The sequence below is a fragment of the Roseivivax sp. THAF30 genome, from assembly GCF_009363575.1.
In the GTDB taxonomy this organism is placed as follows: Bacteria; Pseudomonadota; Alphaproteobacteria; order Rhodobacterales; family Rhodobacteraceae; genus Roseivivax; species Roseivivax halotolerans.
Map to the genome: position 1 here is coordinate 3,270,862 of NZ_CP045389.1, position 22,789 is coordinate 3,293,650.

General features: G+C 63.3%; 22 protein-coding genes and 1 tRNA gene. 11 read left to right on the plus strand and 12 right to left on the minus strand.

Features of this window, described 5'->3' with window-relative positions:
- Nucleotides 1-175: 175 nt before the first annotated feature.
- Together irrA and FIU91_RS15845 are read left to right on the plus strand one after the other, a co-directional pair.
- The gene (irrA, locus tag FIU91_RS15840; RefSeq protein WP_152463216.1) at nucleotides 176-598 is read left to right on the plus strand and encodes an iron response transcriptional regulator IrrA; all 423 of its coding nucleotides are present in this window, start codon (nucleotides 176-178) and stop codon (nucleotides 596-598) included.
- A gap of 231 nt (nucleotides 599-829) precedes the next feature.
- On the plus strand, nucleotides 830-2,062 hold the full coding sequence (locus tag FIU91_RS15845) for a GAF domain-containing protein (RefSeq protein ID WP_152463217.1): 1,233 nt from the start codon (nucleotides 830-832) through the stop codon (nucleotides 2,060-2,062).
- A gap of 25 nt (nucleotides 2,063-2,087) precedes the next feature.
- Here the strand turns inward: FIU91_RS15845 and FIU91_RS15850 are convergent.
- The 3 genes from FIU91_RS15850 to FIU91_RS15860 all read right to left on the minus strand — a co-directional run bounded on the left by FIU91_RS15850 (nucleotide 2,088) and on the right by FIU91_RS15860 (nucleotide 3,269).
- Nucleotides 2,088-2,173: transfer RNA gene (locus FIU91_RS15850), tRNA-Leu, on the minus strand.
- A 48-nt stretch (nucleotides 2,174-2,221) separates the two neighbouring features.
- Nucleotides 2,222-2,761: a tetratricopeptide repeat protein gene (locus FIU91_RS15855; RefSeq protein ID WP_152463218.1), complete on the minus strand. Its 540-nt coding sequence runs from the start codon at nucleotides 2,759-2,761 to the stop codon at nucleotides 2,222-2,224.
- Between the two features lie 31 nt (nucleotides 2,762-2,792).
- Nucleotides 2,793-3,269, minus strand: a complete 477-nt coding sequence (locus tag FIU91_RS15860; RefSeq protein ID WP_093015444.1) for an Lrp/AsnC family transcriptional regulator — start codon at nucleotides 3,267-3,269, stop codon at nucleotides 2,793-2,795.
- Nucleotides 3,270-3,374: 105 nt separating this feature from the next.
- Here FIU91_RS15860 and putA point away from each other — a divergent pair, with 105 nt between their 5' ends.
- The 3 genes from putA to FIU91_RS15875 all read left to right on the plus strand — a co-directional run bounded on the left by putA (nucleotide 3,375) and on the right by FIU91_RS15875 (nucleotide 8,030).
- A complete protein-coding gene (gene putA, locus FIU91_RS15865; RefSeq protein ID WP_152463219.1) occupies nucleotides 3,375-6,797 on the plus strand; it encodes a bifunctional proline dehydrogenase/L-glutamate gamma-semialdehyde dehydrogenase PutA in 3,423 nt (1,140 codons plus the stop codon).
- A gap of 82 nt (nucleotides 6,798-6,879) precedes the next feature.
- Nucleotides 6,880-7,659, plus strand: coding sequence for a rhomboid family intramembrane serine protease (locus tag FIU91_RS15870; protein WP_152463220.1), 780 nt, complete (start codon nucleotides 6,880-6,882; stop codon nucleotides 7,657-7,659).
- A complete protein-coding gene (locus FIU91_RS15875; RefSeq protein ID WP_152463221.1) occupies nucleotides 7,656-8,030 on the plus strand; it encodes a GFA family protein in 375 nt (124 codons plus the stop codon). Before FIU91_RS15870 ends, FIU91_RS15875 begins: the two co-directional genes overlap by 4 nt.
- Here FIU91_RS15875 and FIU91_RS15880 read toward each other — a convergent pair.
- The 5 genes from FIU91_RS15880 to thyX form a co-directional block, all read right to left on the minus strand.
- Nucleotides 8,027-8,818 (minus strand): inositol monophosphatase family protein, encoded by a 792-nt coding sequence (locus FIU91_RS15880; RefSeq protein WP_093015317.1) that lies wholly within the window; start codon nucleotides 8,816-8,818, stop codon nucleotides 8,027-8,029. The genes FIU91_RS15875 and FIU91_RS15880 overlap by 4 nt on opposite strands.
- Before the next feature lie 67 nt (nucleotides 8,819-8,885).
- Nucleotides 8,886-9,215: a hypothetical protein gene (locus FIU91_RS15885; RefSeq protein ID WP_152463222.1), complete on the minus strand. Its 330-nt coding sequence runs from the start codon at nucleotides 9,213-9,215 to the stop codon at nucleotides 8,886-8,888.
- Nucleotides 9,216-9,395: 180 nt separating this feature from the next.
- Nucleotides 9,396-10,010, minus strand: a complete 615-nt coding sequence (locus tag FIU91_RS15890; RefSeq protein ID WP_254701985.1) for an outer membrane protein — start codon at nucleotides 10,008-10,010, stop codon at nucleotides 9,396-9,398.
- Between the two features lie 196 nt (nucleotides 10,011-10,206).
- Entirely contained in the window at nucleotides 10,207-10,602 is a 396-nt protein-coding gene (locus FIU91_RS15895) for a DUF2177 family protein (RefSeq protein WP_152463223.1), read from the minus strand.
- 104 nt (nucleotides 10,603-10,706) lie between these two features.
- Entirely contained in the window at nucleotides 10,707-11,618 is a 912-nt protein-coding gene (gene thyX, locus FIU91_RS15900; RefSeq protein ID WP_152463224.1) for an FAD-dependent thymidylate synthase, read from the minus strand.
- Nucleotides 11,619-11,816: 198 nt separating this feature from the next.
- On the opposite strand from thyX, the gene FIU91_RS15905 reads away from it, so the two are divergent.
- From FIU91_RS15905 to FIU91_RS15920, 4 genes are all read left to right on the plus strand, one after another.
- Nucleotides 11,817-12,845 carry a thymidylate synthase gene (locus tag FIU91_RS15905; protein ID WP_152463225.1) on the plus strand — a complete coding sequence of 343 codons (1,029 nt, stop codon included), beginning with the start codon at nucleotides 11,817-11,819 and terminating at the stop codon, nucleotides 12,843-12,845.
- A gap of 25 nt (nucleotides 12,846-12,870) precedes the next feature.
- The gene (locus FIU91_RS15910) at nucleotides 12,871-14,226 is read left to right on the plus strand and encodes a lipopolysaccharide assembly protein LapB (protein ID WP_152463226.1); all 1,356 of its coding nucleotides are present in this window, start codon (nucleotides 12,871-12,873) and stop codon (nucleotides 14,224-14,226) included.
- An 86-nt stretch (nucleotides 14,227-14,312) separates the two neighbouring features.
- Nucleotides 14,313-14,747, plus strand: coding sequence for a VOC family protein (locus FIU91_RS15915; protein WP_152463227.1), 435 nt, complete (start codon nucleotides 14,313-14,315; stop codon nucleotides 14,745-14,747).
- Entirely contained in the window at nucleotides 14,714-15,463 is a 750-nt protein-coding gene (locus tag FIU91_RS15920; protein ID WP_152463228.1) for a DUF1194 domain-containing protein, read from the plus strand. Before FIU91_RS15915 ends, FIU91_RS15920 begins: the two co-directional genes overlap by 34 nt.
- Before the next feature lie 10 nt (nucleotides 15,464-15,473).
- Here FIU91_RS15920 and FIU91_RS15925 read toward each other — a convergent pair whose 3' ends face one another.
- The 3 genes from FIU91_RS15925 to FIU91_RS15935 form a co-directional block, all read right to left on the minus strand.
- Nucleotides 15,474-15,971 (minus strand): MarR family winged helix-turn-helix transcriptional regulator, encoded by a 498-nt coding sequence (locus tag FIU91_RS15925; RefSeq protein WP_093015340.1) that lies wholly within the window; start codon nucleotides 15,969-15,971, stop codon nucleotides 15,474-15,476.
- Between the two features lie 76 nt (nucleotides 15,972-16,047).
- The gene (locus FIU91_RS15930; protein WP_152463229.1) at nucleotides 16,048-16,347 is read right to left on the minus strand and encodes a succinate dehydrogenase assembly factor 2; all 300 of its coding nucleotides are present in this window, start codon (nucleotides 16,345-16,347) and stop codon (nucleotides 16,048-16,050) included.
- Nucleotides 16,344-16,739 (minus strand): helix-turn-helix domain-containing protein, encoded by a 396-nt coding sequence (locus tag FIU91_RS15935; protein WP_093015346.1) that lies wholly within the window; start codon nucleotides 16,737-16,739, stop codon nucleotides 16,344-16,346. Before FIU91_RS15935 ends, FIU91_RS15930 begins: the two co-directional genes overlap by 4 nt.
- Before the next feature lie 94 nt (nucleotides 16,740-16,833).
- On the opposite strand from FIU91_RS15935, the gene FIU91_RS15940 reads away from it, so the two are divergent.
- A complete protein-coding gene (locus tag FIU91_RS15940; protein ID WP_152463230.1) occupies nucleotides 16,834-18,045 on the plus strand; it encodes a pyridoxal phosphate-dependent aminotransferase in 1,212 nt (403 codons plus the stop codon).
- Complete coding sequence (locus tag FIU91_RS15945; protein WP_152463231.1) at nucleotides 18,042-18,446, plus strand: hypothetical protein; 405 nt, start codon at nucleotides 18,042-18,044, stop codon at nucleotides 18,444-18,446. The genes FIU91_RS15940 and FIU91_RS15945 overlap by 4 nt, the downstream gene beginning before the upstream one ends.
- Nucleotides 18,447-18,535: 89 nt before the next feature.
- Here the strand turns inward: FIU91_RS15945 and rpoC are convergent, their stop codons facing one another.
- Complete coding sequence (gene rpoC / locus FIU91_RS15950) at nucleotides 18,536-22,777, minus strand: DNA-directed RNA polymerase subunit beta' (RefSeq protein ID WP_152463232.1); 4,242 nt, start codon at nucleotides 22,775-22,777, stop codon at nucleotides 18,536-18,538.
- Nucleotides 22,778-22,789 lie beyond the last annotated feature (12 nt).

The window sequence follows — 22,789 nt, forward strand, 5'->3', positions numbered from 1 at the left end:
GGGCACCTTTTTCTGTCAAATGTCCAAACTCACGCCCCACTATCACCGGGCCAGCGCGCCATGCAAGCCTGCCACGCCTTCGCGCGCATGGCTCACGTCACTGGAAAGCGATTGAAATCAGGCGACCTGAACCCCTATATTCAAGACATTGGACGCAACGGAGGCGCCACATCTCATGACGCTCACGGCTACAGAACGCGGCACCGCATGGCTGACCGAGGCCGGCGTGCGCCCGACACGGCAGCGTGTGACACTCGCCGCGCTGCTGATGGGCGACGGGCATCATCGCCACGTGACCGCCGAGAGCCTGTTCGCCGCGGTCGAGCATCAGGGCGAGAAAGTCTCGCTGGCGACCGTTTACAACACGCTGCGCGCCTTCTGCGATGCGGGCCTCATCCAAGAGGTGACCGTCGACGGATCGAAAAGCTATTTCGACACCAATACGCATGATCATCCGCACTTCTTCTGGGAAGAGGATGGCAAGCTGACCGACGCGCCGGCAGAGGCGCTCGAGATCGCGCGCCTGCCCGATGCTCCTGAAGGAGCCGAGATCGCAAGCGTGGATGTCGTGATCCGCCTCAGACGGAAAAGCGTCTAGCACCGCAAGCCTACGGCACCCGGACGTCAAGTCTGCTTTCACAGTATGTCGCTCGTCCCGTTTGGCGTCTTCAAAGAAGCCCGATGCACGGCACCCGGGTGCGAGAGCGCTTCTGCAATCGTGTCACTTCCCTGCCCTTTCAGGCTTGAACCGCCACTGACATCCCGCAAGGGGACCACAATCTCGACAAAGTCCTGAACCCTTATGGGGCTGTCAGGAAAGAGGTGTGCCGTGCGTAACTATCCGATTCCCTTCAACGAGACCGAGCGCCTTGCAGCTTTGGCAGAGGTCGCAGGTTTGCGCGACGACAATTCCGCGCTCTTCGACCACCTGTCCGATATGGTCCGGCAGCTTTTCGATTGCCCGATCGGGCATATCAGCGTCGTCGAGGATGAGGGGCAATGGTACAAATCCGTTGTCGGCATGGAGCTTGGCCCGATGCCGAAGGAGCACTCCTTCTGCGTGCATACGATCATGTCCGATGACGTTCTGGTCGTTCCAGATCTTTCCAAGGATCCGCGCTTCGCGGACCATCCGATGGTTGCCGAAGGCGGACCGGGCGCGCGTTTCTACGCGGGCGTGCCGCTGGTTCTGAATTCCGGCTACCGGATCGGCAGCATCTGCGCGCTGGACGTGACGCCGCATGAAGCTCCGACTCCGCAACAGCTCGATCTTCTCAGAACCCTCGGAAAGACGGTCGTTGCGGCACTCGAGAAAGCACCCGCCGAAGGCGCGAGTGACGCCCCACCCTCGGGCCCGTCGACCTTTATCGACCTTGTCGGACATGAGCTCAGAACCCCGATCACAGTCATGCTTGGCGGCCTGCGGCTCATCGAGGCGACAGGTGCGGCGAGCGCGGCCAGCGCCTTGGCGAAATCTGCCCGCCGATCGGCAGAGCATCTCGATCAGCTCGTCGAGACCATCATCCGCTATTCCAACGCTGCAACGCACGAGCTTCTGCTTCACGAGCAAACGGCCGGGTTGAAAGCCCTGCTGGAAGAGGTTGTCGATATTCACCGCCCCTCCGCGGAGGACGCGGAAAAGTCGCTCGTACTCGATCAGGACGTGCCCGACATCGACCTGCAGATCGACACCGACCAGATCAAGCTCGCGCTGACCGCGCTTTTGCTCAACGCGCATGTACATGGCGGGCGCTATATGACTGTGCGAGCCGCGTTCGATGCAGACGGACATCTCGAGATCGTTGTGACCGATGACGGCAAGCTCGATGACAAGCTCGATCTTCAGGAACTTTACAAGCCGTTCGTGGTCGGCTCGCGTCTCCCCCAGCGCGGAACGCAAGGCGGCCTTGGCCTCGGATTGCCCCTGACCCGCAAACTCGTCGAGCTGCATGGCGGCGAATTCGAGGTCAGACCGCTTGCCCACGCGACCGAAGCCGTCATTCGCTTGCCGAAATGGCGGATGGAACTGGCAAAATGCAACGAGCTGCTGGCTGCCAGCTAAGAGGCGCGCGAGGCGCCCAGAATTGTGGTACCCGCGGCCGGACTCGAACCGGCACGGCCTTTCGGCCCAGGGATTTTAAGTCCCATGTGTCTACCATTCCACCACGCGGGCCCGTGATCCGGCCCTGTCTAGCGGCATGATCGCGAAAGGAAAAGCGGATCAGAGCTCCTGACCCGGAGGTTCGCTCAGAAGATACCGCTCCGCGAGCCAGGGATTGAGATCGAGTGCTGCGCGAAGCGCCGCTTGCGCCTCTGCATCCCGGCCGAGGCCCATCAAGGTCAGCGCCTTCCCGGACAAGGCGGCCACGTGGCGCGGGTTCAGCTCGAGTGCGCGCTCGAGATCGGGAAGCGCGGCCGCGAAATCCTCGCGCAGAAAACTGACGAAGGCGCGCTGATTGTAGCCTTCAGCATAATCCGGGCAGTATTCGACGAGCCGGTCGAACGCGTCCATCGCGCGCAGGAAGTCGTAACTGCCCCGAGCGCGCATGCCTGAGTTCAGCAGCTCCTGCGCGGGCTCGTCCGGCGCATCCGTCCACAGCTCCCAAAGCTCGTTCGACAGGACTTGCGCGTCCATCTCGCGATCAACGGTCTGGATGCGGTCAAGGATCGCCGAGATCTCTTCGGAATGGTCCGGTGGCGGCGGACAGTCAGCTAATGCCGCGACGGGCGCTAGGGTGGCGATAAGGAAAACCAGGATCATGTCGAAGCGTCACCCAAGCAGCCCTGCCCGATCAAGTCACTTCGGCGAGACCGTCTTCCTTCACCGCTTCCATCGCGACATAGGTCGAGGTCGAGGCGATATGCGGCAGTTTCGAGATATGGTCGGCCAGAACCCGGCGATAGCGGCGCATATCCGGTGTGCGAACCTTCAGAAGATAGTCGAAATTCCCTGCAATGAGATGCGCCTGCTCGATCTCGGGTATCCGAGCGACTGCCTCGTTGAACGCGGCGAGCGCCGCTTCGGACGTGTCGTGCAGCCGCACCTCGACGAACGCGACGTGATCGAGGCCCAGTCGGATCGGATCGAGAATCGCGCGGTAGCCGAGGATCGTGCCGCTTTCCTCGAGCCGTTTAAGGCGGGCTTGCGTCGGTGACTTCGACAGGCCGATCCTGCGGGCTAGCTCGGTAACAGAGAGGCGTCCCTCGGAGGCAAGCGTCGTGAGAATCGCACGATCGAAGCGGTCCAAATCATCCAGATCGGATTGCATCGCATAACCTCCGTTTTTCAGGCGCATTGACTGACAATGATGCGGTCAACAGTCCGCTTTCCCGCTGAATACGCTATAGCTTAGGCCAAACCGACGGAGGACACCATGCCCAGAGACGCCACTTCCGAGCTGCGCCGCGAAATCGACGCACTGACCTACGCCGATGAGCGCAAGCTGGTCGAAGAACTGCGCGGCGAGGCCGGGCTCTCCGAGGCCGATCGCAAGCGCATCTCCGAGGCGGGGGCCGAGCTTGTTACCAAGATTCGCAACCACGCGCGTCCGGGCCTGATGGAGACATTCCTCGCCGAATACGGGCTCTCGACCGATGAGGGCATTGCGCTCATGTGTCTGGCCGAGGCGCTCCTGCGCGTGCCCGACGCCGAGACGATCGACGCGCTGATCGAAGACAAGATCGCGCCCTCAGACTGGGGCAAGCACATGGGCCATTCGACCTCGTCGCTAGTCAATGCCTCGACCTGGGCGCTGATGCTGACAGGCAACGTGCTCAAGGATCACGAGCCCGGCCCCGTCGCGCATCTGCGCGGCGCGATCAAGCGGCTCGGCGAGCCGGTCATCCGCCGCGCGGTCGGTCAGGCGATGCGCGTCATGGGTCAGCAATTCGTTCTGGGCGAGACGATCGAAAGCGCGATGAAGCGCGCCGCGAAGCAAGAGGAAAAGGGCTATACCTATTCCTACGACATGCTTGGCGAGGCCGCCCGCACCGAAGAGGACGCACGGCGCTATCACCTTTCCTATTCCAAGGCGATCAACGCCATCGCGGGCGCTGCGAAATCCAAGGACATCCGCGATAACCCGGGTATCTCGGTCAAGCTGTCGGCCCTGCATCCGCGCTATGACGAGCTGCAATACGAGCAGGTCATGGAATACGTCGTCCCACGTCTGCGGACGCTCTGCGGCATCGCGCGCTCGGCGGGGATCGGCCTCAACATCGATGCCGAGGAGGCGGACCGGCTCGCGATCTCGCTCGATGTGATCGAAACGGTGCTCTCCGATCCCGCGCTCAAGGGCTGGGGCGGCTTCGGTGTCGTCGTGCAAGCCTACGGCAAGCGCGCGGGTCCGACGCTCGACTGGCTCTATGACCTGGCTGAGCGGCTCGACCGCAAGATCATGGTGCGTCTCGTGAAAGGCGCCTATTGGGATACCGAGATCAAGCGCGCGCAAGTCATTGGCGTCGACAGCTTTCCGGTCTTCACTTCTAAATCGGCGACCGACATTTCGTTCATCGCCAATGCGCGGAAGCTGCTCGGCATGACCGACCGGATCTATCCGCAATTTGCCACGCATAACGCCCACACCGCCGCCGCGATCATCGACATGGGCGCCGATCCGGGCGTCTACGAGTTTCAGCGGCTGCACGGCATGGGCGAGGCGCTGCACGAGATCCTGATGCGCGAGAACGGCACGCGGTGCCGGATCTACGCCCCTGTGGGCGCGCATCGCGACCTTCTGGCCTACCTCGTGCGCCGACTTCTGGAAAACGGGGCGAACTCGTCCTTCGTGAACCAGATCGTCGACGAGAACGTGCCGCCAAAGGTCGTCGCCGCCGACCCGTTCGAAAGCGTCGAGTTTCCCGACCTCGCGACCGGGCCGGAGCTGTTCGCGCCCGAGCGCAAGAATTCCCAAGGCTGGGACACGCGGCACCGACCGACGCTCGCAAAGATCGAAGCGGATCGCGGCGCATACAAGACCCAGAGTTGGGACGCGAAGCCGCTCCTGGCCGTCGAGGCCGAGGCGGGCGACAAAGACCCGATCCTGAACCCGGCAAATCGCAACGATCAAGTCGGCACGGTCACATGGGCCACGCCCGAAACCGTGACCGCCGCCGCGGGTGCGGCGAAAGTCTGGGATGCGAGCCCGGAAGAACGCTCGCGCATCCTCAACAAGATCGCGGATCTCTACGAGGCGCGGTATGGCGAGCTTTTCGCGATCCTGCATCGCGAGGCGGGCAAGATGCTGTTCGATGCCGTGGCCGAAGTCCGCGAAGCGGTCGACTTCCTGCGCTATTACGCCAACCGGACGGCAGGCGATCCGCCGGTCGGCACCTTCGTGTGCATCTCACCGTGGAACTTCCCGCTCGCCATCTTCACCGGCCAGATCGCCGCGGCGCTCGCGGCGGGCAACGCGGTTCTCGCGAAACCGGCCGAGCAGACGCCGCTCATCGGCTGGCGCGCGGCAGAGCTGATGCACGAGGCGGGTGTGCCACGCGAGGTTCTGCAGCTCCTGCCCGGTGCGGGAGATGTGGGTGCGGCGATGACGTCCACGCCCGGCGTGAACGGCGTCGCCTTCACCGGCTCGACCGAAACGGCGCGGCTGATCCACGCCTCTGTCGCCAAGCATCTGGAACCCGGCGCGCCGCTGATCGCGGAGACAGGCGGGCTCAACGCGATGATCGTCGATTCCACCGCCCTGCCCGAACAGGCGGTCGCGGCCATCGTCGAATCGGCCTTCCAATCGGCAGGCCAGCGCTGCTCCGCTCTGCGCTGTCTCTACGTTCAGGAAGATATTGCAGAAAGCTTCCTCGAGATGCTGACAGGCGCGATGGAGGCCCTGCAGATCGGCACGCCTTGGGATGTGTCGACCGATGTCGGCCCGGTGATCGACGCCGAGGCGCACAAGGACATCACCGGCTATATCGACGCGGCGCGAAAGGACGGGCGCATCCTGAAGGAATGCGCCGTGCCCTCGGACGGCTACTTCGTCCCGCCCGCGCTGATCCGGGTGAAGGGGATCGGCGATCTCGAGCGCGAGGTCTTCGGACCGGTCCTGCATGTCGCGACCTACAAGGCCGAAAAGCTCGACCGTGTGATCGACGACATCAACGGCACGGGTTACGGGCTGACCTTTGGCTTGCAGACCCGGATCGACGACCGTGTGCAGCACGTCTCGGAGCGGATCGAGGCCGGCAACATCTACGTCAATCGCAACCAGATCGGCGCGATCGTGGGCTCGCAGCCCTTTGGTGGCGAGGGATTGTCGGGTACCGGACCGAAGGCGGGCGGGCCGCTCTACGTGGATCGCTTCCGCCGCCACACGGCCGATATGTCGGGCGAAAGCTGGTCCGGGAGTGACGATGCCAAGCGGATCGAAAAAGCGCTGACCACTTCAAAGCCTGCAAAGACGCTGGATCGGCAAGAGCTGCCGGGACCGACGGGCGAGTCGAACATGCTCTACACCATGCCGCGGGACACGGTGCTTTGCCTCGGCCCCGGCAAGGAGGCAGCAGCGGCGCAGGTCAAGGCGATCGAAGCTCTTGGCGGCAAGGCCGTGGCTGCGGAAGGCAGCATCGAGGCGAAGGTTCTGACCTCGCTCAACGGTCTTTCATCTGCGATCTGGTGGGGCGACGAAGAGACGGCACGGACTTATCGCTCCGCGTTGGCAGATCGCGACGGACCGATCGTGCCGCTCATCACCGGGGCCCCCGACACGGGTCACGCGCGGATGGAGCGACATGTCTGCGTCGACACGACCGCCGCGGGCGGTAACGCCAAGCTCCTGAGCGGGGTCTGATCCCTGCGGCCGCACGACCTTTTGCCGGATCGTGCGGCCGTCTGCGCTTGACGCCGCGCTGCCGCATGCCAAGCTCCCTGCCATGTTTCCGATCCGCGATCACAACCCGTCCGGCGTCACGCCTTTCGTCACCTACGGGCTGATCGCGGCGAATATCCTGATCTTCATCGGATATTACGACCTTTTCTCGGATGTTCGCGCGCTCAATGTCTTTTTCTGGGACTGGGCGCTCATCCCGGCACGCATGTCGGCCGGTGAAGGCTATGGCGGCCTTTTGACCTCGATGTTCCTGCATGGCGGCATTCTGCACCTTGCGGGCAACATGCTGTTTCTGTTCATCTTCGGCGACAACGTCGAGGACGAGCTCGGCCATTTGGGCTATCTTGGTTTCTACCTCGCCAGCGGCATCGGGGCGGGCCTCGCGCAATACGTCACCGCGCCCTTCAGCCAGGTGCCGATGGTCGGGGCATCCGGGGCCATCGCGGGAGTGATGGGGGCGTACCTGCTGCTGTTCCCTAAAGCGCGGGTCGATATCCTCGTGATCCTGATCATCATCTTCAAGATCATCACCATTCCCGCCTGGATCATGCTGGCGCTCTGGCTCGGCATGCAGTTCCTCGGCGGGTTTGGCACGCCCGCCGATGCGGGAGGCGTCGCGTACTGGGCCCATGCGGGCGGGTTCGTCATCGGGATGCTGCTGGTCCTGCCGCTCTGGCTCAAACGCGGCGGTCCAGCCTTTTGGGAAAAGACCCACGGCCACCCGCCACATCCAGAGGCGCGCTATGCCTTCGTGCGCTCCAACGTGCCAAGCGCGGGCCGGAGCAGACGCAGCCAACGCAGGAAGGGGCCTTGGGGACGATGAGCCAGCAGCATGAAACCCGACTGACCTGCCATTGTGGCGCGATCGAATTGCGCGTGACACTATCGGACGGGCTGAACACGGCGCGGCGCTGCGATTGCTCCTATTGCCGCAGGCGCGCCGTGCCTGCCGTCTCGGTGCCGATGGGGGAGCTGGAGGTCGTCAAAGGCGCGGAGACGCTGACGCTCTACCAGTTCGGCACGATGACCGCACAGCACCACTTCTGTTCGGTCTGCGGGATCTACATGTATCACCGCCGTCGTTCGAACCCGAACGAGTATGGCGTGAACATGGGCGCAATCGACGCGGTGAATCCCGCCGAACATGAGCCCATTCCCTGGAACGACGGGGTAAACCACCCCTCGGACCGTTAAACCTCGCGGATCAGACGGGCGAACCCGTCATAGAGCTGTCCGTTGGCGCACAGGATCGCGCCGCTTTCGAGCGGATCCTGACCTTCGCGCACACCCGACACGAGCGCGCCGCCCTCGAGCGCCAGAAGCGATCCCGCAGCGAGGTTCCAGATGTTCAGCTCGCGCTGCCAGAACCCATCGAACCGCCCGGCCGCCACGTAGGCGAGGTTGAGCGAGGCCGCACCCCAGTGGCGCACGCCGCCGCAAGCGGGCATCAGCTTTGCAAGATCCTTCAGGGTCGCCGGCAGCGTATGCTTGGCCGAGAAGGGCACGCCGGTGGCGAAGATCGCCTCGTGCATGCGCGAGCGGCCCGAGACGCGCATCCGCTTGTTGTCGTTGAGCCAGGAACCCGCCCCGCTCTCGGCATAGAACATCTCGTCCTTGGCGGCGTCGTAGACCACGCCAGCGACGATGCGGCCCTTGTGCTCGAGCGCGATGGAGATAGCCCAATGCGGCAGGCCGTGCTGGAAGTTGGCCGCGCCATCGAGCGGATCGACGATCCAGCGGCGGGTCGGGTCTTCGCCCTCGATCTCGGTCTCACCCTTTGCCAGCCAGCCATAGGTGCCGCGAGCGGTCGTCAGTTCTTCCTTCAGAACCTTCCCGGCGGCAAGGTCGGCGCGCTGCACGAAATCCGCGGCGCCCCGGGCCGAAGCCTGCAGGTTCTCGATCTCGCGAAAGTCTTTCACGAGCGATCGCCCGGCTTTCCGCGCGGCCTTGATCATGATGTTGATATTCGCGCTGCCCTGCATGTGCCCGGCCCTCAAGTCTTGTCAGGCCGGGCGTATACGCGGGGCGGCACGGGATGTGAAGGGCCGCTTAGTAGCGCGTCACACCCTTTTCGCCCTCGGGCGCATAATAGGTGCCTTTCACGCCCGCATGGCTCTGCGCGGGGCGATGATACACCTTACGGACGGCACCGGCGCGGTCGACATAGGGGGCGGCGTTCGGCTTGCCGCAGCAGATCTCGCCGCCGATCTGGACCGGCTGAAGACCCGCCGGGCAGTAATTCGCGACGCCTCGCACCTCGTGATAAAGAAAATTGGAATTAGGATCGTTATGGGTGCCCGTGTAGGCATCGCTGGCCAAGGCCGCGCTGCCCGTAAGGCACAGCGTGGCAAGGCCCAAAGCTGCGGATCTGATGAACATGATTGACTGCCCCCCGGCAAAAAAATGATCGGATGCCAAGACCTTGGCCCCTGACAGGGATTTAGTCAATTTCTATCGCCGACGCGGCCGCGTTCCGGCCGGTGCAACTCAGCGTTTCCAAAGCGCAAACAAAAACGCCCGACCCAATGGGCCGGGCGCTTTGACGTTTAGAGGCAGACCTCAGAAACGGTAGTTCAGCGAGACGTTCGCGGAGGTCGCATCAAGCTCTGCGTCGTTGTCGAATTCGTTGAATTCCTGGTACACGACTTCGGTGCCGACGGTCACGTTCTCTTGCAGGAAGACCTCGTAGCCGACGCCTGCGAAGTAGCCATCGGAATCGCCGAGATCGTCATCCGCGCCGGTTGCCCGCGCGTAGCCGCCGGTGCCGTAGAAGAAGTTACGGCCGGAATCGACGCCGAGACGGCCGCCGAGGCGCATGATGTTGTCGAGCTCGCCCGAATTGTCGAGTTCGATGTTGGCTTCGTCATACTGAAGGCCGACACCCGCGATGATGCTGTTGCCGAGGCGGAAGTCGTAGTTGCCGCGCACACCGATGCTGCCGCCTTCTTCTTCCTCGTCACCGAGGTCGGAGTCGAGGTCGAGGTCGTTGTAGCCGAGCTGCACACCAACCGACGGGCCGGTGAAGTCATAGACCGGCGCCGGAGCGGGCGCCGGCGTCGGGGCGGGTGCCATCGGCGCGGGCTCGGCCTTACCGGCCATCGGGTCGCCTGCGAATGCTGCGGTTGCGGTGGCGGCGCTGAGCGCCACGGCTGCGGTCATGGTTTTTGCGAACATGTATCTGCTCCGATTTTGTCACTGTTCAGGCGCCCTCGCTCCTGAGGGCGTCGCAGCAGAAATGGGTATGAAAGCCGCTTCGTTCCGTCACGGAGCGGTCACGAATTTGTTCCGTTGCGGATGAGGAACACAGGCTGATTTCCGCTTCCTTTCCCGAGGCTTATCGGCGGAAAGCAGCGGAGTTCCGCCCGTGATCTCAGGACGTGAATCGCAGCACGAGCCAGACGCCAGCAAATGCCGAGAACCCGGTCAGCACGGTCCCCCAGAGCGTATCGGTGACAACCATCTGCCAGGACCAGTCCCGCATCACCGCCATCGAGGTGAACTCATAGGTGCCATAGGCCATCGCGCCGATGATCGCGCCGTGCAGCCCCGCTCGAAGCGGCACCGCATCGCGCAGCGCCGGGGCGGAGACCAGGAACACCAGCCCCGCGACATAGGCGAGGTAGAATGCCGCTGCCGGAAGAAGCATCGGGCTCTCGCGCATCGCATCGCCAAGGTGCCGCGAGAAGATCGGCTTCATCACGCTCGTGAGCATGATCGCGTCGAGGACCAGGAAAATGAGCGCGGTGAGGATATAAAGAAGGAGCATGGCGGGGCCTCTCTGCCGTGTATCGCAGAGGTAGCGGCGCCAAGGCAGGAGGAAAGGACCCAGCCTTTGAACGGCTTGGCGCTTCACGCTTCGAGCGCAAGCTCTTATTGGCCGCCGATCACCCCCTGAAACTCCCGCCATTCGCCCTTGGACATGCCGGAGTTTTCCTGCGTCACCTCTTCGCCGTTGAGCATGCGGCGCACGCAATCGAGCGCGCCGGCCGACAGTGTCGCGCCGCCCATGCGGTAATCCTCGAACGCCTTGTAAGCGGCGGGCACCCAGTCCTTGACCATCTCGCAGATCGCCTCGGCATAGACGCGGATCTCGTATTGCGCGTGGGCATCCGCACGCAGGCGCAGGAAATGCAGAAGGTTGTGCAGGTCCACCTTCCAATACCATTGCGTGTAGATGTTCGCCGGCAGGTTCATCCGCGCCAATTCCCGCGCGAGCCCCTGCTGCCCTTCGTCCGAGATCATCTCTTCGTAATGGTCGTAGGCGCGCATCGCGTCGTCCCGCAGGTAGCGCAGCACGCGGTCCGCCTCCTCCCCCGAGAGCGCCTCGCCCCGCCCCTGGTTGTTGACCGTCGATTGCGCGGCCAGCGCCTCGGGTGCGGGGATGTAGAATTCCCGGTCGAGGATCGAGTATCGCGCCGAGTATTCGTTCACGTTGGCCGTGCGGTGCCGGATCCACTGCCGCGCGACGAAGACCGGCAGCTTCACATGAAGCTTGATCTCGCACATCTCGAACGGCGTCGAATGCCAATGGCGCATGAGGTAGCGGATCAGCCCCTCGTCGTTCGACACGCTCTTCGTGCCCCTCCCGTAGGAGACGCGCGCGGCCTGACAGATCGCGCTGTCGTCGCCCATGTAGTCGATCACGCGGACAAAACCGTGATCGAGCACGGGCCGCGCATGGTAGAGATGCTGCTCCATCCCCGGCACGGTCGCGCGCAGCGTCGTTTGCGTCTGCCCGCGCAGGGCGTCGATTTCGGCCTGTTGGTCCGGGGTGAGGGTCATGGAGGCACTCCGCCGCTAGATGAGTCGCTTTTGACTATATCTTGCAGAGTATGCGGCAGAAAACCACCATATGAAGTCGTGCAAATCCGCCGCACTCTTTGCGCTTTCTGCGCCCGGCCTGCGCGACGGAATTGACTTGCCGCGCGGCTCTGACAACCAATTCAGGCAAAAGAGCAGATAAAAACCGAGGCAGGACACATGACCCGCATTCTAGCGATGCTCATCGCATTGGCGATGCTATCGGCCTGTGGCGATGGCGGATCCAGCGGCAACCCGATTTCGCGCAGCGCAACGGACGACGGAACCGATGACGGGACGGATGATGGGACGGATGACGGCACGGATGATGGCACCGAGGATACCGATCCCGGGGAAATCGCGCTCGAGGATGTCACACGGATCACGCTGGAAGGCGACACGCTACTGGTCGAAGGGCTGAGCCTCGATGGCGGCGCCCCTGTGACTGCATATGCGCGCCGCGCCGATCTCGATCAGAACGGCTTTCTGGCCTACGTGATCCAGGACGACCCGCTCGATCGCTATTCGCGCGCCTATTCCGCCGCTGACAACAACAGCGGCTCTGTGCGCGGCTCGGTCGTGGCAACCGGCGGGCAGTTCAACAAGATCTTCAACGGCGTCTTTGTCGCGCGCGACGGCGATTACGACCCGCCCGAAGCCACCGAGACGACAGGCCTTGTCAGCTATGCCGGCGGCTACGTCGGCATCATGAACATCTTCGGCCCGACCCCCGATCTCGTTCCGATCGACCCCGATACGCCGATCGAGGTTGTGCCTGGCGGCGTCGTTCTGACCACGACCGGCGAGGTCTTCATCAACGCCGATTTCGCGGACAACATCGTGAATGGCACGGTGTATGACCGGGTCATCGTCGAGACCGGCGACGATCTGCCGTCGCTCGTTCTTGCGCCGACCGATATCAGCGAGAACGGGGAGTTCTCCGGAACGGTCGAATACAGCGAGGTCCAGCCCGTCTATTCCACCGAGGATGTCGGCAATGGCAGCCCCGGCACCTATGAAGGCGTCTTCGGCGGACCTGACGCGGAAGCGGTGGCCGGTGGTCTGGTGCTGAACAACAACGATGGACAGGCCGACGTTCTGGGCTTCGAAGACGAGCTCGAGGTCGGCACCTTCGTGCTCGACAAATGCGGGACTGCGGGTGCGACGGATCCGATCTGCGATCAGACCAATCCGGATTTCTCGAGGTAACGTGCGGCCCGGGGTCATCAGTCTATTGGCGAGCGCCGCTCTGGCGCTCGCCGCCGGCTCTGCAGCCAGTGCGCAGGAACAGACGCTGACCCTGCCCGAGGCGCGCAGCCTGGCCTATGACCTCGTGCGTTTCGGGCACCTGCCCGCTGCCGAAGACCTTCTGACCGAGATCCTTGCGAAAAACCCTGACGATAGCGGCTCTCTTTTCCTACGCGCCCGCATCGCCGAAGCCAAAGGCGATCCGGCTGGCGCGAAGCGGGCCGCGGCGCGGGTCTTTCGCCTGGCCGAAGATGACCGCGCGCGGTTCGCCGCCTCGGAGATCGCCGCGCGGTCGGCCTTCCGGTCGGGCAGTTACACGAACAGCCAACTCTGGTTGCGCCGCGCCTACGAGGCCGCGCCGGACGAGGTCACGCGCAATGCGGTGGCCGACGATTACCGTCAGGTCCGTGCGATCAATCCGCTGTGGTTCTCGCTCAAGGCCTCCGTCGCGCCGTCGTCGAACGTCAATGACGGCTCGTCGGACGATTTCAACGAGATCGCGGGCGTCGATGCCGTGGGGCTTCTGTCGGGGTCGGCCAAGGCGCTCGAGGGGGTCGAGGCACGGCTGCAATTCGATCTGCGCTACCGGCTCGTGCAGGGTAGGCAGTGGCGCAATTCGGCGATATTCCGTCACTACGAGCGCCGGGTCGAGCTGAGCGCGGATGCGCAGGAACAGGCCCCCGATCTGGAGAATGACGATTTCGACCAGACGACGATGGAGGCCGGGCTCAGGCACGAAGTCGTCTCTGCATCCGGCCGAACGGGCGCGGCTCTCACGCTGACCGGCGGGCGGACATGGTACGGGCAGGACTCGCAATTCGATTTCGCGCGAGGCGACACCCGCGGCTGGATCAAGCTGACCGACGCGCTGCGTTTCAGCGCGGGCTATGGCCTTGAGCTGCGACGGCTCGAGGATCGCCCAGAGGAGACCGAACGCTACGACCGGCTGAGCCTCGGGCTGAGCTACGGCCTCTCCGTCGGGACGATCAGCGGCACACTACACGGCCAGATCAGCGATCCCCGCGCCGAGTTCCAGGACGGCCACTCGATCGGGTTCAGCATGGGCTACGCGCATGAAAAGCCGATCCTCGGAATGGAACTGGCCGGCCAGCTCGGCGTGAGCGAAGCGCATTATTCGGACTATGTCGTCGGCATCATCGAAGTGCCGGGCGGTCGTCAGGACACCTCCTATTCGGCTGGGCTGACGATGAGTTTCTCGGCGCTCGACTATGCCGGATTCGTGCCGGAAGTCGCGGTGACCGCCGAGAGCCGCTCGTCGAATGTCAGCCGCTTCGACACCGAAGAAGTCAGCGTTCGCTTCGGGATTTCTTCGGCCTTTTGACCGCTTCGGGCGCGGCGGGCATCTCGACAGCGGGCGGAAAGCCCCTACCCTGTCACCGCAGACTGAACAGGAAAGGTGCGGCATCCATGTCGATCGAATATCTGCACACGATGGTCCGGGTGAAGGATCTCGAGAAATCCATGGCATTTTACGAAATGCTCGGCCTGAAGGAGCGGACGCGCAAAGAGGTCGAGGCCGGCCGCTTCACGCTGGTCTTCATGTGCCCTCCGGGCCAGGAAGACGGGCACAACGATGTCGAGCTGACTTACAACTGGGATGGCGACGACCAGCTTCCCGACGACAGCCGTCATTTCGGCCACCTCGCCTACCGCGTCGATGATATCTACGCGCTCTGCCAGAAGCTGATGGATAACGGCGTGACGATCAATCGCCCGCCGCGGGACGGACACATGGCCTTCGTCCGTTCGCCCGACAACGTGTCGGTGGAGCTTTTGCAGAAGGGCGACGCGAAGGAGCCGCAGGAGCCGTGGGCCTCGATGGAGAATACCGGGCATTGGTGAGGCGCGCCCTCTCCGCCGCGGCCCTTGCGGGGGCTGCGGTGTGGGCCGCGCCTCCGGTCGCGGCGCAGGAAGGCTGCCGGCTCGCGCTCGTGCTCGCGCTCGATGTCTCAAGCTCGGTCGATGATCGAGAGTATATCCTGCAACGGGACGGCGCGGCGGCCGCGCTGGACGACCCGGACATCCGCCGCGCGATCCTGTCGGGGCCCGGTCACGTGGCGCTGTCCATCTATGAATGGAGCGGACGTCAACAAAACGAAATCGTCATGGACTGGACCGAACTGCGCCAGGGTTCCGATCTCGACGCGGTCATCGAGCGGCTGAGGGGCTTTCCGCGCAGCCAGAGCCGCTTTCCGACGGCGATGGGCTATGCGCTGGGCTTCGGCTCGACGCTGCTGGCGCGCGGGCCTGACTGCACCCGCCGGGTGATCGACATCTCCGGTGACGGTATCACGAATGACGGGTTCGGGCCGCAACTGGCCTACAAGCACTTCCCCTTTTCCGGCGTTACGGTGAACGGGCTTGCTGTTCTCGGGGCCGATCCGATGGTCGCCGATTATTACGCCTCGAACGTGGCACATGGGCCAGGGGCTTTTGTCGAGCTGTCGGACGGCTACGAAGGATATCGCCGCGCCATGACCCGCAAGCTCTTCCGCGAAATCAACAACATCGTCGTCGGTGGACACGTCGGTGGCGGGCGTGGCCCGCATCCGGGCTGACGACGCGACCTTAGTAGATATACCGGATCTGATCGCTCCAGTACCGCTCCACCCGTTTGAGGGTATGCGTGAGATCGGCAAATCCGTCCTCGCCGATCACCCCCTTGTCCCGCATTCCATCGGCGTGGTTGGCAAAGAGCCTGGCGATGACATCCCGAATGCCCCGTCCCTTCTCGGTCAGGCGCACGCGGACGGAACGCCTGTCGATTTCGCATCTTTGGTGGTGCATATACCCGGCATCGACCAGCTTCTTGAGATTGTAGCTGACATTCGAACCCTGGTAATAGCCACGCGATTTCAGCTCTCCCGCAGTGACCTCGTTGTCGCCGATATTGAACAGCAAGAGAGCCTGCACCGCGTTGATCTCAAGGACGCCGACGCGTTCGAACTCATCCTTGATGACGTCGAGAAGCAGCCTGTGCAGCCGTTCGACCATCGCCAGCGTTTCGAGATAGGACCCCATGAAGCCCGTACCGTCGATGCGGCCGATCTGGGACTGGATACTCATGCCTGTGCTCCGCACTTTTGCGATTGGCAGGCAGAACACCTCAAAAGATCGAAAAAACCGTTAAGCCGGCCCAGCGTTATCGGTCGGACGCCGCGTATCCTTCGGCAATGGCATCCCGGATCTCGCTTACGATCGCCTCATGACGCGCGGGCGGCTCGATTTGACCGGTCACCCACTGGTAGAGATCCTGGTCGTTCTCGGACAGGAGCGCATCATAGGCGTCGAGGCCATCCTCCTCCATCGCCGCGAGCTTGGCCGCGGCGAAGCGCATGAGGATCAGGTCCATTTCCTTGATGCCGCGCCGCATCGAGCGCATGGTCAGGCGCTTGACGCGATGCTCGCGGGTCTCGTCGGGATTGCGGCTTTCCTCGATCATGCGGTTTCGGTCTGGACGGCCGTGCGAAGGCGTTTCTCGACCCGTCCGGCCCGTTCGGCGAGGGTCTTCATCTCGGTTCGGATCGCCCGCAACTCGGCCAGCGCGTCGCGGATATCCGCAGTCTGAGAGATCTCTTCGGAGGGCGCGGAAACACCGTCTCCCTCGCCCGTCAGCAGCCAGATCATCGAGACGTTGAGCAGGCCCGAGATCATCGACAATTTGTTGGCGCGCGGTTCAGAAAGATCGTTCTCCCAGTTCTGCAGCGTCCGCAGCTTCACGCCGAGACGGCGAGCCAGTTGCTCGGGCGTCATCTGGGCCGCGTCGCGGGCTGCCGCGATCCTGTCGCCGAACGTGGCGGCCTCGGGTCCGTACCAATCGAAATCGCTTGTCACGTCTCACTCTCCTCCAGTTTCCCGCGCCGGACTTGCCTTTCCGTCGCAGCTTTCATTACACCATTGCAAATCATTGTTTGCCCATGGTCCAGAGATGTCTTTCCTGTCGCGATCCTTAGATCGGGTGGCCCCGTCGCCCACTGTTTCCGTGACCCAGCTCGCGCGGGAGCTTGCGCTGGCCGGTCGCGACATCATCGGGCTCGGGGCCGGCGAGCCTGACTTTGACACGCCCGAGAACATCAAGGCTGCAGCCATTGCGGCGATTCATGCTGGGAAAACGAAATATACCGCGCCGGACGGCATTCCAGAGCTGAAGGCTGCGATTTGCGAGAAATTTCTTCGCGAAAACGGGCTGAGCTACACGCCGTCGCAAGTTTCGGTCTCGACGGGCGGCAAGCAGATCTTGTTCAACGCTGCCCTCGCGACCCTCAATCCGGGCGACGAGGTGGTGATCCCCGCGCCTTACTGGGTGAGCTACCCCGACATCGTGAAGCTGGCCGGCGCCGAGCCGGTGATTGTGCCGGCGGGCAGCGAGACGGGCTTCAAGATCACGCCCGAAGCGCTCGAGGCCGCGATCACACCGCGCACGAAGTGGTTCATCTTCAACTCTCCGTCGAACCCGACCGGCGCGGGGTATTCGCGCACCGAGCTGCGGGCATTGACCGACGTGCTGATGCGTCATCCGCATGTCTGGGTCATGTCCGACGACATGTACGAGCACCTCGCCTATGACGGGTTCGACTTCTGCACCCCAGCCGAGGTGGAGCCGGGCCTCATGGACCGCACGCTCACTGTGAACGGCGTCTCCAAAGCCTACGCGATGACCGGCTGGCGCATCGGTTACGCGGCCGGCCCCGAAGAGCTCATCACCGCGATGCGGAAGGTGCAGTCGCAATCGACCACCAATCCATGCTCGATCAGCCAATGGGCGGCGGTCGAGGCGCTGACCGGGCCGCAGGATTTCCTGGCCGAGCGGAACGCTGCCTTCGCAAGACGGCGCGATCTGGTCGTCAGCGCGCTCAACGATGCGCCGCATCTTTCCTGCGAGGTGCCGCAAGGGGCATTCTACGTCTATCCGTCCTGCGAGGCCGCGATAGGCAAGACAAGCGCGGGCGGCACCCTGATCGCCGATGACGAGACATTCGCGCGTGCGCTTCTGGAAGAAGAAGGGGTCGCCGTCGTGTTCGGCGCGGCTTTCGGTCTTTCTCCGCATTTTCGCATCAGCTACGCCACCTCGGAAGATGATCTGCAAGAGGCATGTCGGCGGATTCATCGGTTCTGCGACGGCTTGAGAGAGGCGACATGACAGGCACATTGCCCGACTATTACTTCCGCATCCGCGAGAACGGCGCGCTCGTCTTCCGGATCGATACCGAGAACCGGCAGCGGCGGATCGAAATGGATCCGATCGCCGTCGCCAATATCCGCAACGGAGAGATCAAGCCGCAGGGCGACAGGGTTCTGTCGGATGAGGATTACGAGGAGATCCGGCGCTGGATGGCGAAGCGGAAGGCGCTTCTGGCGCTGCGCGACATCGACGACATCCACCGCGCGATCGACCACATGAATCTGACGACGCATTGGGCCCAGACCCGCGCGACGGACGAGCAGCTCGAGGAAGTAACGGACGCGCTGCTTCTGGCGATGCACGATCTGCGGACGGTGCTGGTCCGGAAGAAGGCGGACCGGATGACGACCAGCGACTGACGCCTGATCCCTGTACCGATCTCGACTGCACAAAGAAAAACCCCCGGCCGCTCGGCCGGGGGTCTTTTTTCAACATATGCGCCAGAGGCTTATTCGCGGCTCTCGGAGGTGTCCTCGATCACCGTGTCGAACTCGCCGCCACCGACCACGTCCTCGGCGGGCGCGGCGAGGCGGGCGGCCTCTTCGGCCTCGCTCCGGCGCGCTTCGATGACGACGTTGTCGCGATCGCTGGCGATCTTCTCGACGCGGTTGATCGCGCCGCCGGTGCCCGCCGGGATGAGGCGGCCAACGATGACGTTCTCCTTCAGACCCTGAAGGCGATCCACCTTGCCCTGCACCGACGCTTCGGTGAGGACCCGCGTCGTCTCCTGGAAGGAAGCGGCGGAGATGAAGGAGCGCGTCTGCAGCGATGCCTTGGTGATCCCGAGAAGGATCGGCTCACCCTTGGCGGGGCGACCGTTCTTCTTCTCGGCCTTGGCATTGGCCTCGTCGAACTCGAGCTTGTCCACGTGCTCGCCCTTGAGAAGCGTGGTGTCCCCGCTGTCGAGGATTTCCCACTTCTGGAGCATCTGCCGAACGATGACCTCGACGTGCTTGTCGTTGATCTTCACGCCCTGCAGTCGGTAGACCTCCTGGACCTCGTTGATCATGTAATTGGCCAGTGCCTCGACGCCCATGATCGACAGGATGTCGTGGGGAGCGGGGTTGCCGTCCATGATGTAGTCGCCCTTCTGGACGTAGTCCCCTTCGACGACCGGGATGTGCTTGCCCTTTGGGATCATGTACTCCTTGGGCTCCAGGCTGTCGTCGACCGGCTCGATCGAGATGCGGCGCTTGTTCTTGTAGTCCTTGCCGAAGCGCACGTAGCCGTCGATCTCCGCGATGATCGCGTGATCCTTGGGCCGGCGTGCCTCGAAGAGTTCGGCCACACGCGGCAGACCGCCGGTGATGTCCTTCGTCTTCGCACCTTCGCGCGGAATACGCGCCACCACGTCACCCGCGGCGACCTCCTGGCCGTCCTCGACCGAGAGGATCGCGTCGACCGACATCGGATAAGTGATCGGGTTGCCCGCCTCGTTGCGCACAGGCTCACCGTTTTCATCCTGAAGGATGATCTCGGGCTTGAGCTCGTTGCCCTTGGGCGCGGCCCGCCAATCCATGACGATCTTCTGCGACATGCCAGTGGCATCGTCGGTCTCTTCTCGTACAGCAACGCCGTTCACGAGGTCGACGTGACGCGCGACACCCGCCTTCTCGGCGATGATCGGCAGCGTATAGGGGTCCCACTCGAAGAGTTTCGCCCCGCGCTCGATCTTGTCGCCTTCCTTGACGAAGAGCTTGGTGCCGTAGCCGACCTTGTGGCTCGCGCGTTCGGCGCCGTGCTCGTCCATGATGCGGAGCTTCATGTTCCGCCCCATCACGAGCGTGTCGCCCGCCGCGTTCACCAGGGTGTTGGCGTTCTCGTACTCGATGATGCCCGATTGCGACGCTTCGAGGAAGCTTTGCTGGCCACCCTGCGCGACGCCGCCGATGTGGAAGGTCCGCATCGTCAGCTGCGTGCCGGGCTCACCGATGGACTGTGCCGCGATGATGCCGACAGCCTCGCCGGTGTTGACCATCGTGCCGCGCGCGAGGTCACGCCCGTAGCACATGGCGCAGACGCCCTCTTCGGCATCGCAGGTCAGCGGCGAGCGGATGCGCGCGGTCTGCACCGCGGCCTCCTCGATCGCATCGGCAGAGCGCTCGTCGATGATCTGGCCTTCCTTGACCAGAACCTCGTCGGTGCCCGGCTTCACGATGTCCTCGGCAGCCACGCGGCCGAGAAGCCGCTCGCCGATGGACGCCACGACTTCGCCGTCGCTGATCGCCGCCTCGGCGGTGATCGAACGGTCGGTGCCGCAATCGTGCATGCGGACGATGCAATCCTGCGCCACGTCCACGAGACGACGGGTCAGGTAGCCCGAGTTCGCCGTCTTCAGAGCGGTGTCCGACAGACCCTTCCGCGCACCGTGCGTCGAGTTGAAGTACTCGAGAACGGTCAGGCCTTCCTTAAAGTTCGAGATGATCGGCGTCTCGATGATGTCGCCGTTCGGCTTCGCCATCAGACCGCGCATCCCGCCCAGCTGCTTCATCTGGGTGACCGAGCCACGCGCACCGGAATGCGCCATCATGTAGACCGAGTTCGGTTCCGCCTCGGCCCCGTTCTCGTCGGTCTTGGCCGCCGAGATCGTGGACATCATCGCTTCGGTGACCTTGTCGTTACACTTCGACCAGGCATCGACGACCTTGTTGTACTTCTCACCCTGGGTGATCAGGCCGTCCATGTATTGCTGTTCGAAGTCCTTCACCTGTTCGCGGGTGTCTTCGACGATGGCCCACTTGTCCTCGGGGATGACCATGTCGTCCTTGCCAAAGGAGATGCCCGCGCGGAACGCCTCCTTGAAGCCCATGGACATGATCTGGTCGCAGAAGATAACCGACTCTTTCTGACCGCAGTAACGATAGACGGTGTCGATGACGCGCTGCACGTCCTTCTTCCGAAGAAGCGTGTTCACGAGCTCGAACGGTGCCTTGGCGTTGAGCGGCAGAAGGCCGCCCAGGCGCACGCGGCCCGGCGTTGTCTCGTAGCGCTTGAAGACCTCCTGGCCCTCGTCGTCGATCTGCTTGATGCGGCACTCGATCTTGGCGTGCAGATGCACCTCGCCCGCGTTGAGCGCGTGTTCCACTTCCTCGACGGAGCCGAAGACCATGCCTTCGCCCTTCATGCCGTGACGCATGATCGAGGTGTAGTAGAGGCCGAGGATCATGTCCTGTGACGGCACGATGATCGGCGCGCCGTTGGCCGGCGACAGAACGTTGTTCGTGGACATCATCAGGACGCGCGCCTCAAGCTGCGCCTCAAGGCTCAGCGGCACGTGAACGGCCATCTGGTCACCGTCGAAGTCGGCGTTGAACGCCGCGCAGACGAGCGGGTGCAGCTGGATCGCCTTACCTTCGATCAATGTGGGCTCGAAGGCCTGGATGCCGAGACGGTGCAGCGTCGGCGCGCGGTTCAGCAGAACCGGATGCTCACGGATCACCTCGTCTAGGATGTCCCAGACTTCCGGGCGCTCTTTCTCGACCAGCTTCTTCGCCTGCTTGACGGTGGAGCTCAGTCCCTTCGCCTCGAGCCGCGAGTAGATGAACGGCTTGAACAGCTCGAGCGCCATCTTCTTCGGAAGACCGCACTGGTGCAGCTTGAGTTCGGGGCCGGTCACGATGACCGAACGGCCCGAGAAATCGACGCGCTTGCCGAGAAGGTTCTGACGGAACCGGCCCTGCTTGCCTTTCAGCATGTCGGACAGCGACTTCAGCGGACGCTTGTTCGCGCCCGTGATGACGCGCCCGCGACGGCCGTTGTCGAAGAGCGCGTCGACCGATTCCTGCAGCATCCGCTTTTCGTTCCGGACGATGATGTCCGGTGCGCGCAGCTCGATCAGCCGCTTGAGACGGTTATTGCGGTTGATGACCCGGCGATAAAGGTCGTTGAGGTCGGACGTCGCGAAGCGGCCGCCATCGAGCGGCACCAGCGGCCGGAGTTCCGGCGGAATGACCGGAACGACGGTCATGATCATCCACTCGGGGCGGTTGCCGGACTCGAGGAAGTGCTCGACGACCTTCAGGCGCTTGATGATCTTCTTGGGCTTCAGCTCGCCGGTGGCTTCCTTCAGCTCCTCGCGCAGCTGCTCGGCATCGGCCTCGAGGTCGATCTGGGCAAGCATCTCGCGGATCGCCTCGGCACCGATATTGGCGGTGAACGCGTCCATGCCATACTGGTCCTGCGCGTCGAGGAATTCATCCTCGGTCAGGAGCTGGCCATAGGTCAGATCGGTCAGACCCGGCTCGATCACGACGTAGTTCTCGAAGTAGAGAATGCGCTCGAGATCGCGCAGCGTCATGTCCAGCATGAGGCCGATGCGCGAGGGCAGCGACTTCAGGAACCAGATATGCGCGCAGGGTGCGGCCAGCTCGATATGGCCCATCCGCTCACGGCGGACCTTCTGGAGCGTAACCTCGACACCGCATTTCTCGCAGACGACGCCGCGATACTTCATGCGCTTGTACTTGCCGCAGAGGCATTCGTAATCCTTGATCGGACCGAAGATGCGCGCGCAGAACAGACCGTCACGCTCAGGCTTGAACGTGCGGTAGTTGATCGTCTCGGGCTTCTTGATCTCGCCGAAGGACCAGCTGAGAATCCGCTCCGGGGAGGCCAGCGAGACCTTGATCTCGTCGAACGCCTTGGGCGGGGTCAGCGGGTTGAACGGGTTGTTGGTGATTTCCTGGTTCATCTCATGTCCTCA

What these genes read in the sequence shown, in the direction of transcription:
- irrA (WP_152463216.1), top strand. Translation starts at nt 176, where the DNA reads ATGACGCTCACGGCTACAGAACGCGGCACCGCATGGCTGACCGAGGCC.
- FIU91_RS15855 (WP_152463218.1), bottom strand. Translation starts at nt 2,761, where the DNA reads ATGATCCTGGTTTTCCTTATCGCCACCCTAGCGCCCGTCGCGGCATTA.
- FIU91_RS15860 (WP_093015444.1), bottom strand. Translation starts at nt 3,269, where the DNA reads ATGCAATCCGATCTGGATGATTTGGACCGCTTCGATCGTGCGATTCTC.
- putA (WP_152463219.1), top strand. Translation starts at nt 3,375, where the DNA reads ATGCCCAGAGACGCCACTTCCGAGCTGCGCCGCGAAATCGACGCACTG.
- FIU91_RS15870 (WP_152463220.1), top strand. Translation starts at nt 6,880, where the DNA reads ATGTTTCCGATCCGCGATCACAACCCGTCCGGCGTCACGCCTTTCGTC.
- FIU91_RS15875 (WP_152463221.1), top strand. Translation starts at nt 7,656, where the DNA reads ATGAGCCAGCAGCATGAAACCCGACTGACCTGCCATTGTGGCGCGATC.
- FIU91_RS15880 (WP_093015317.1), bottom strand. Translation starts at nt 8,818, where the DNA reads ATGCAGGGCAGCGCGAATATCAACATCATGATCAAGGCCGCGCGGAAA.
- FIU91_RS15885 (WP_152463222.1), bottom strand. Translation starts at nt 9,215, where the DNA reads ATGTTCATCAGATCCGCAGCTTTGGGCCTTGCCACGCTGTGCCTTACG.
- FIU91_RS15890 (WP_254701985.1), bottom strand. Translation starts at nt 10,010, where the DNA reads ATGTTCGCAAAAACCATGACCGCAGCCGTGGCGCTCAGCGCCGCCACC.
- FIU91_RS15895 (WP_152463223.1), bottom strand. Translation starts at nt 10,602, where the DNA reads ATGCTCCTTCTTTATATCCTCACCGCGCTCATTTTCCTGGTCCTCGAC.
- thyX (WP_152463224.1), bottom strand. Translation starts at nt 11,618, where the DNA reads ATGACCCTCACCCCGGACCAACAGGCCGAAATCGACGCCCTGCGCGGG.
- FIU91_RS15905 (WP_152463225.1), top strand. Translation starts at nt 11,817, where the DNA reads ATGACCCGCATTCTAGCGATGCTCATCGCATTGGCGATGCTATCGGCC.
- FIU91_RS15915 (WP_152463227.1), top strand. Translation starts at nt 14,313, where the DNA reads ATGTCGATCGAATATCTGCACACGATGGTCCGGGTGAAGGATCTCGAG.
- FIU91_RS15925 (WP_093015340.1), bottom strand. Translation starts at nt 15,971, where the DNA reads ATGAGTATCCAGTCCCAGATCGGCCGCATCGACGGTACGGGCTTCATG.
- FIU91_RS15930 (WP_152463229.1), bottom strand. Translation starts at nt 16,347, where the DNA reads ATGATCGAGGAAAGCCGCAATCCCGACGAGACCCGCGAGCATCGCGTC.
- FIU91_RS15940 (WP_152463230.1), top strand. Translation starts at nt 16,834, where the DNA reads ATGTCTTTCCTGTCGCGATCCTTAGATCGGGTGGCCCCGTCGCCCACT.
- FIU91_RS15945 (WP_152463231.1), top strand. Translation starts at nt 18,042, where the DNA reads ATGACAGGCACATTGCCCGACTATTACTTCCGCATCCGCGAGAACGGC.
- rpoC (WP_152463232.1), bottom strand. Translation starts at nt 22,777, where the DNA reads ATGAACCAGGAAATCACCAACAACCCGTTCAACCCGCTGACCCCGCCC.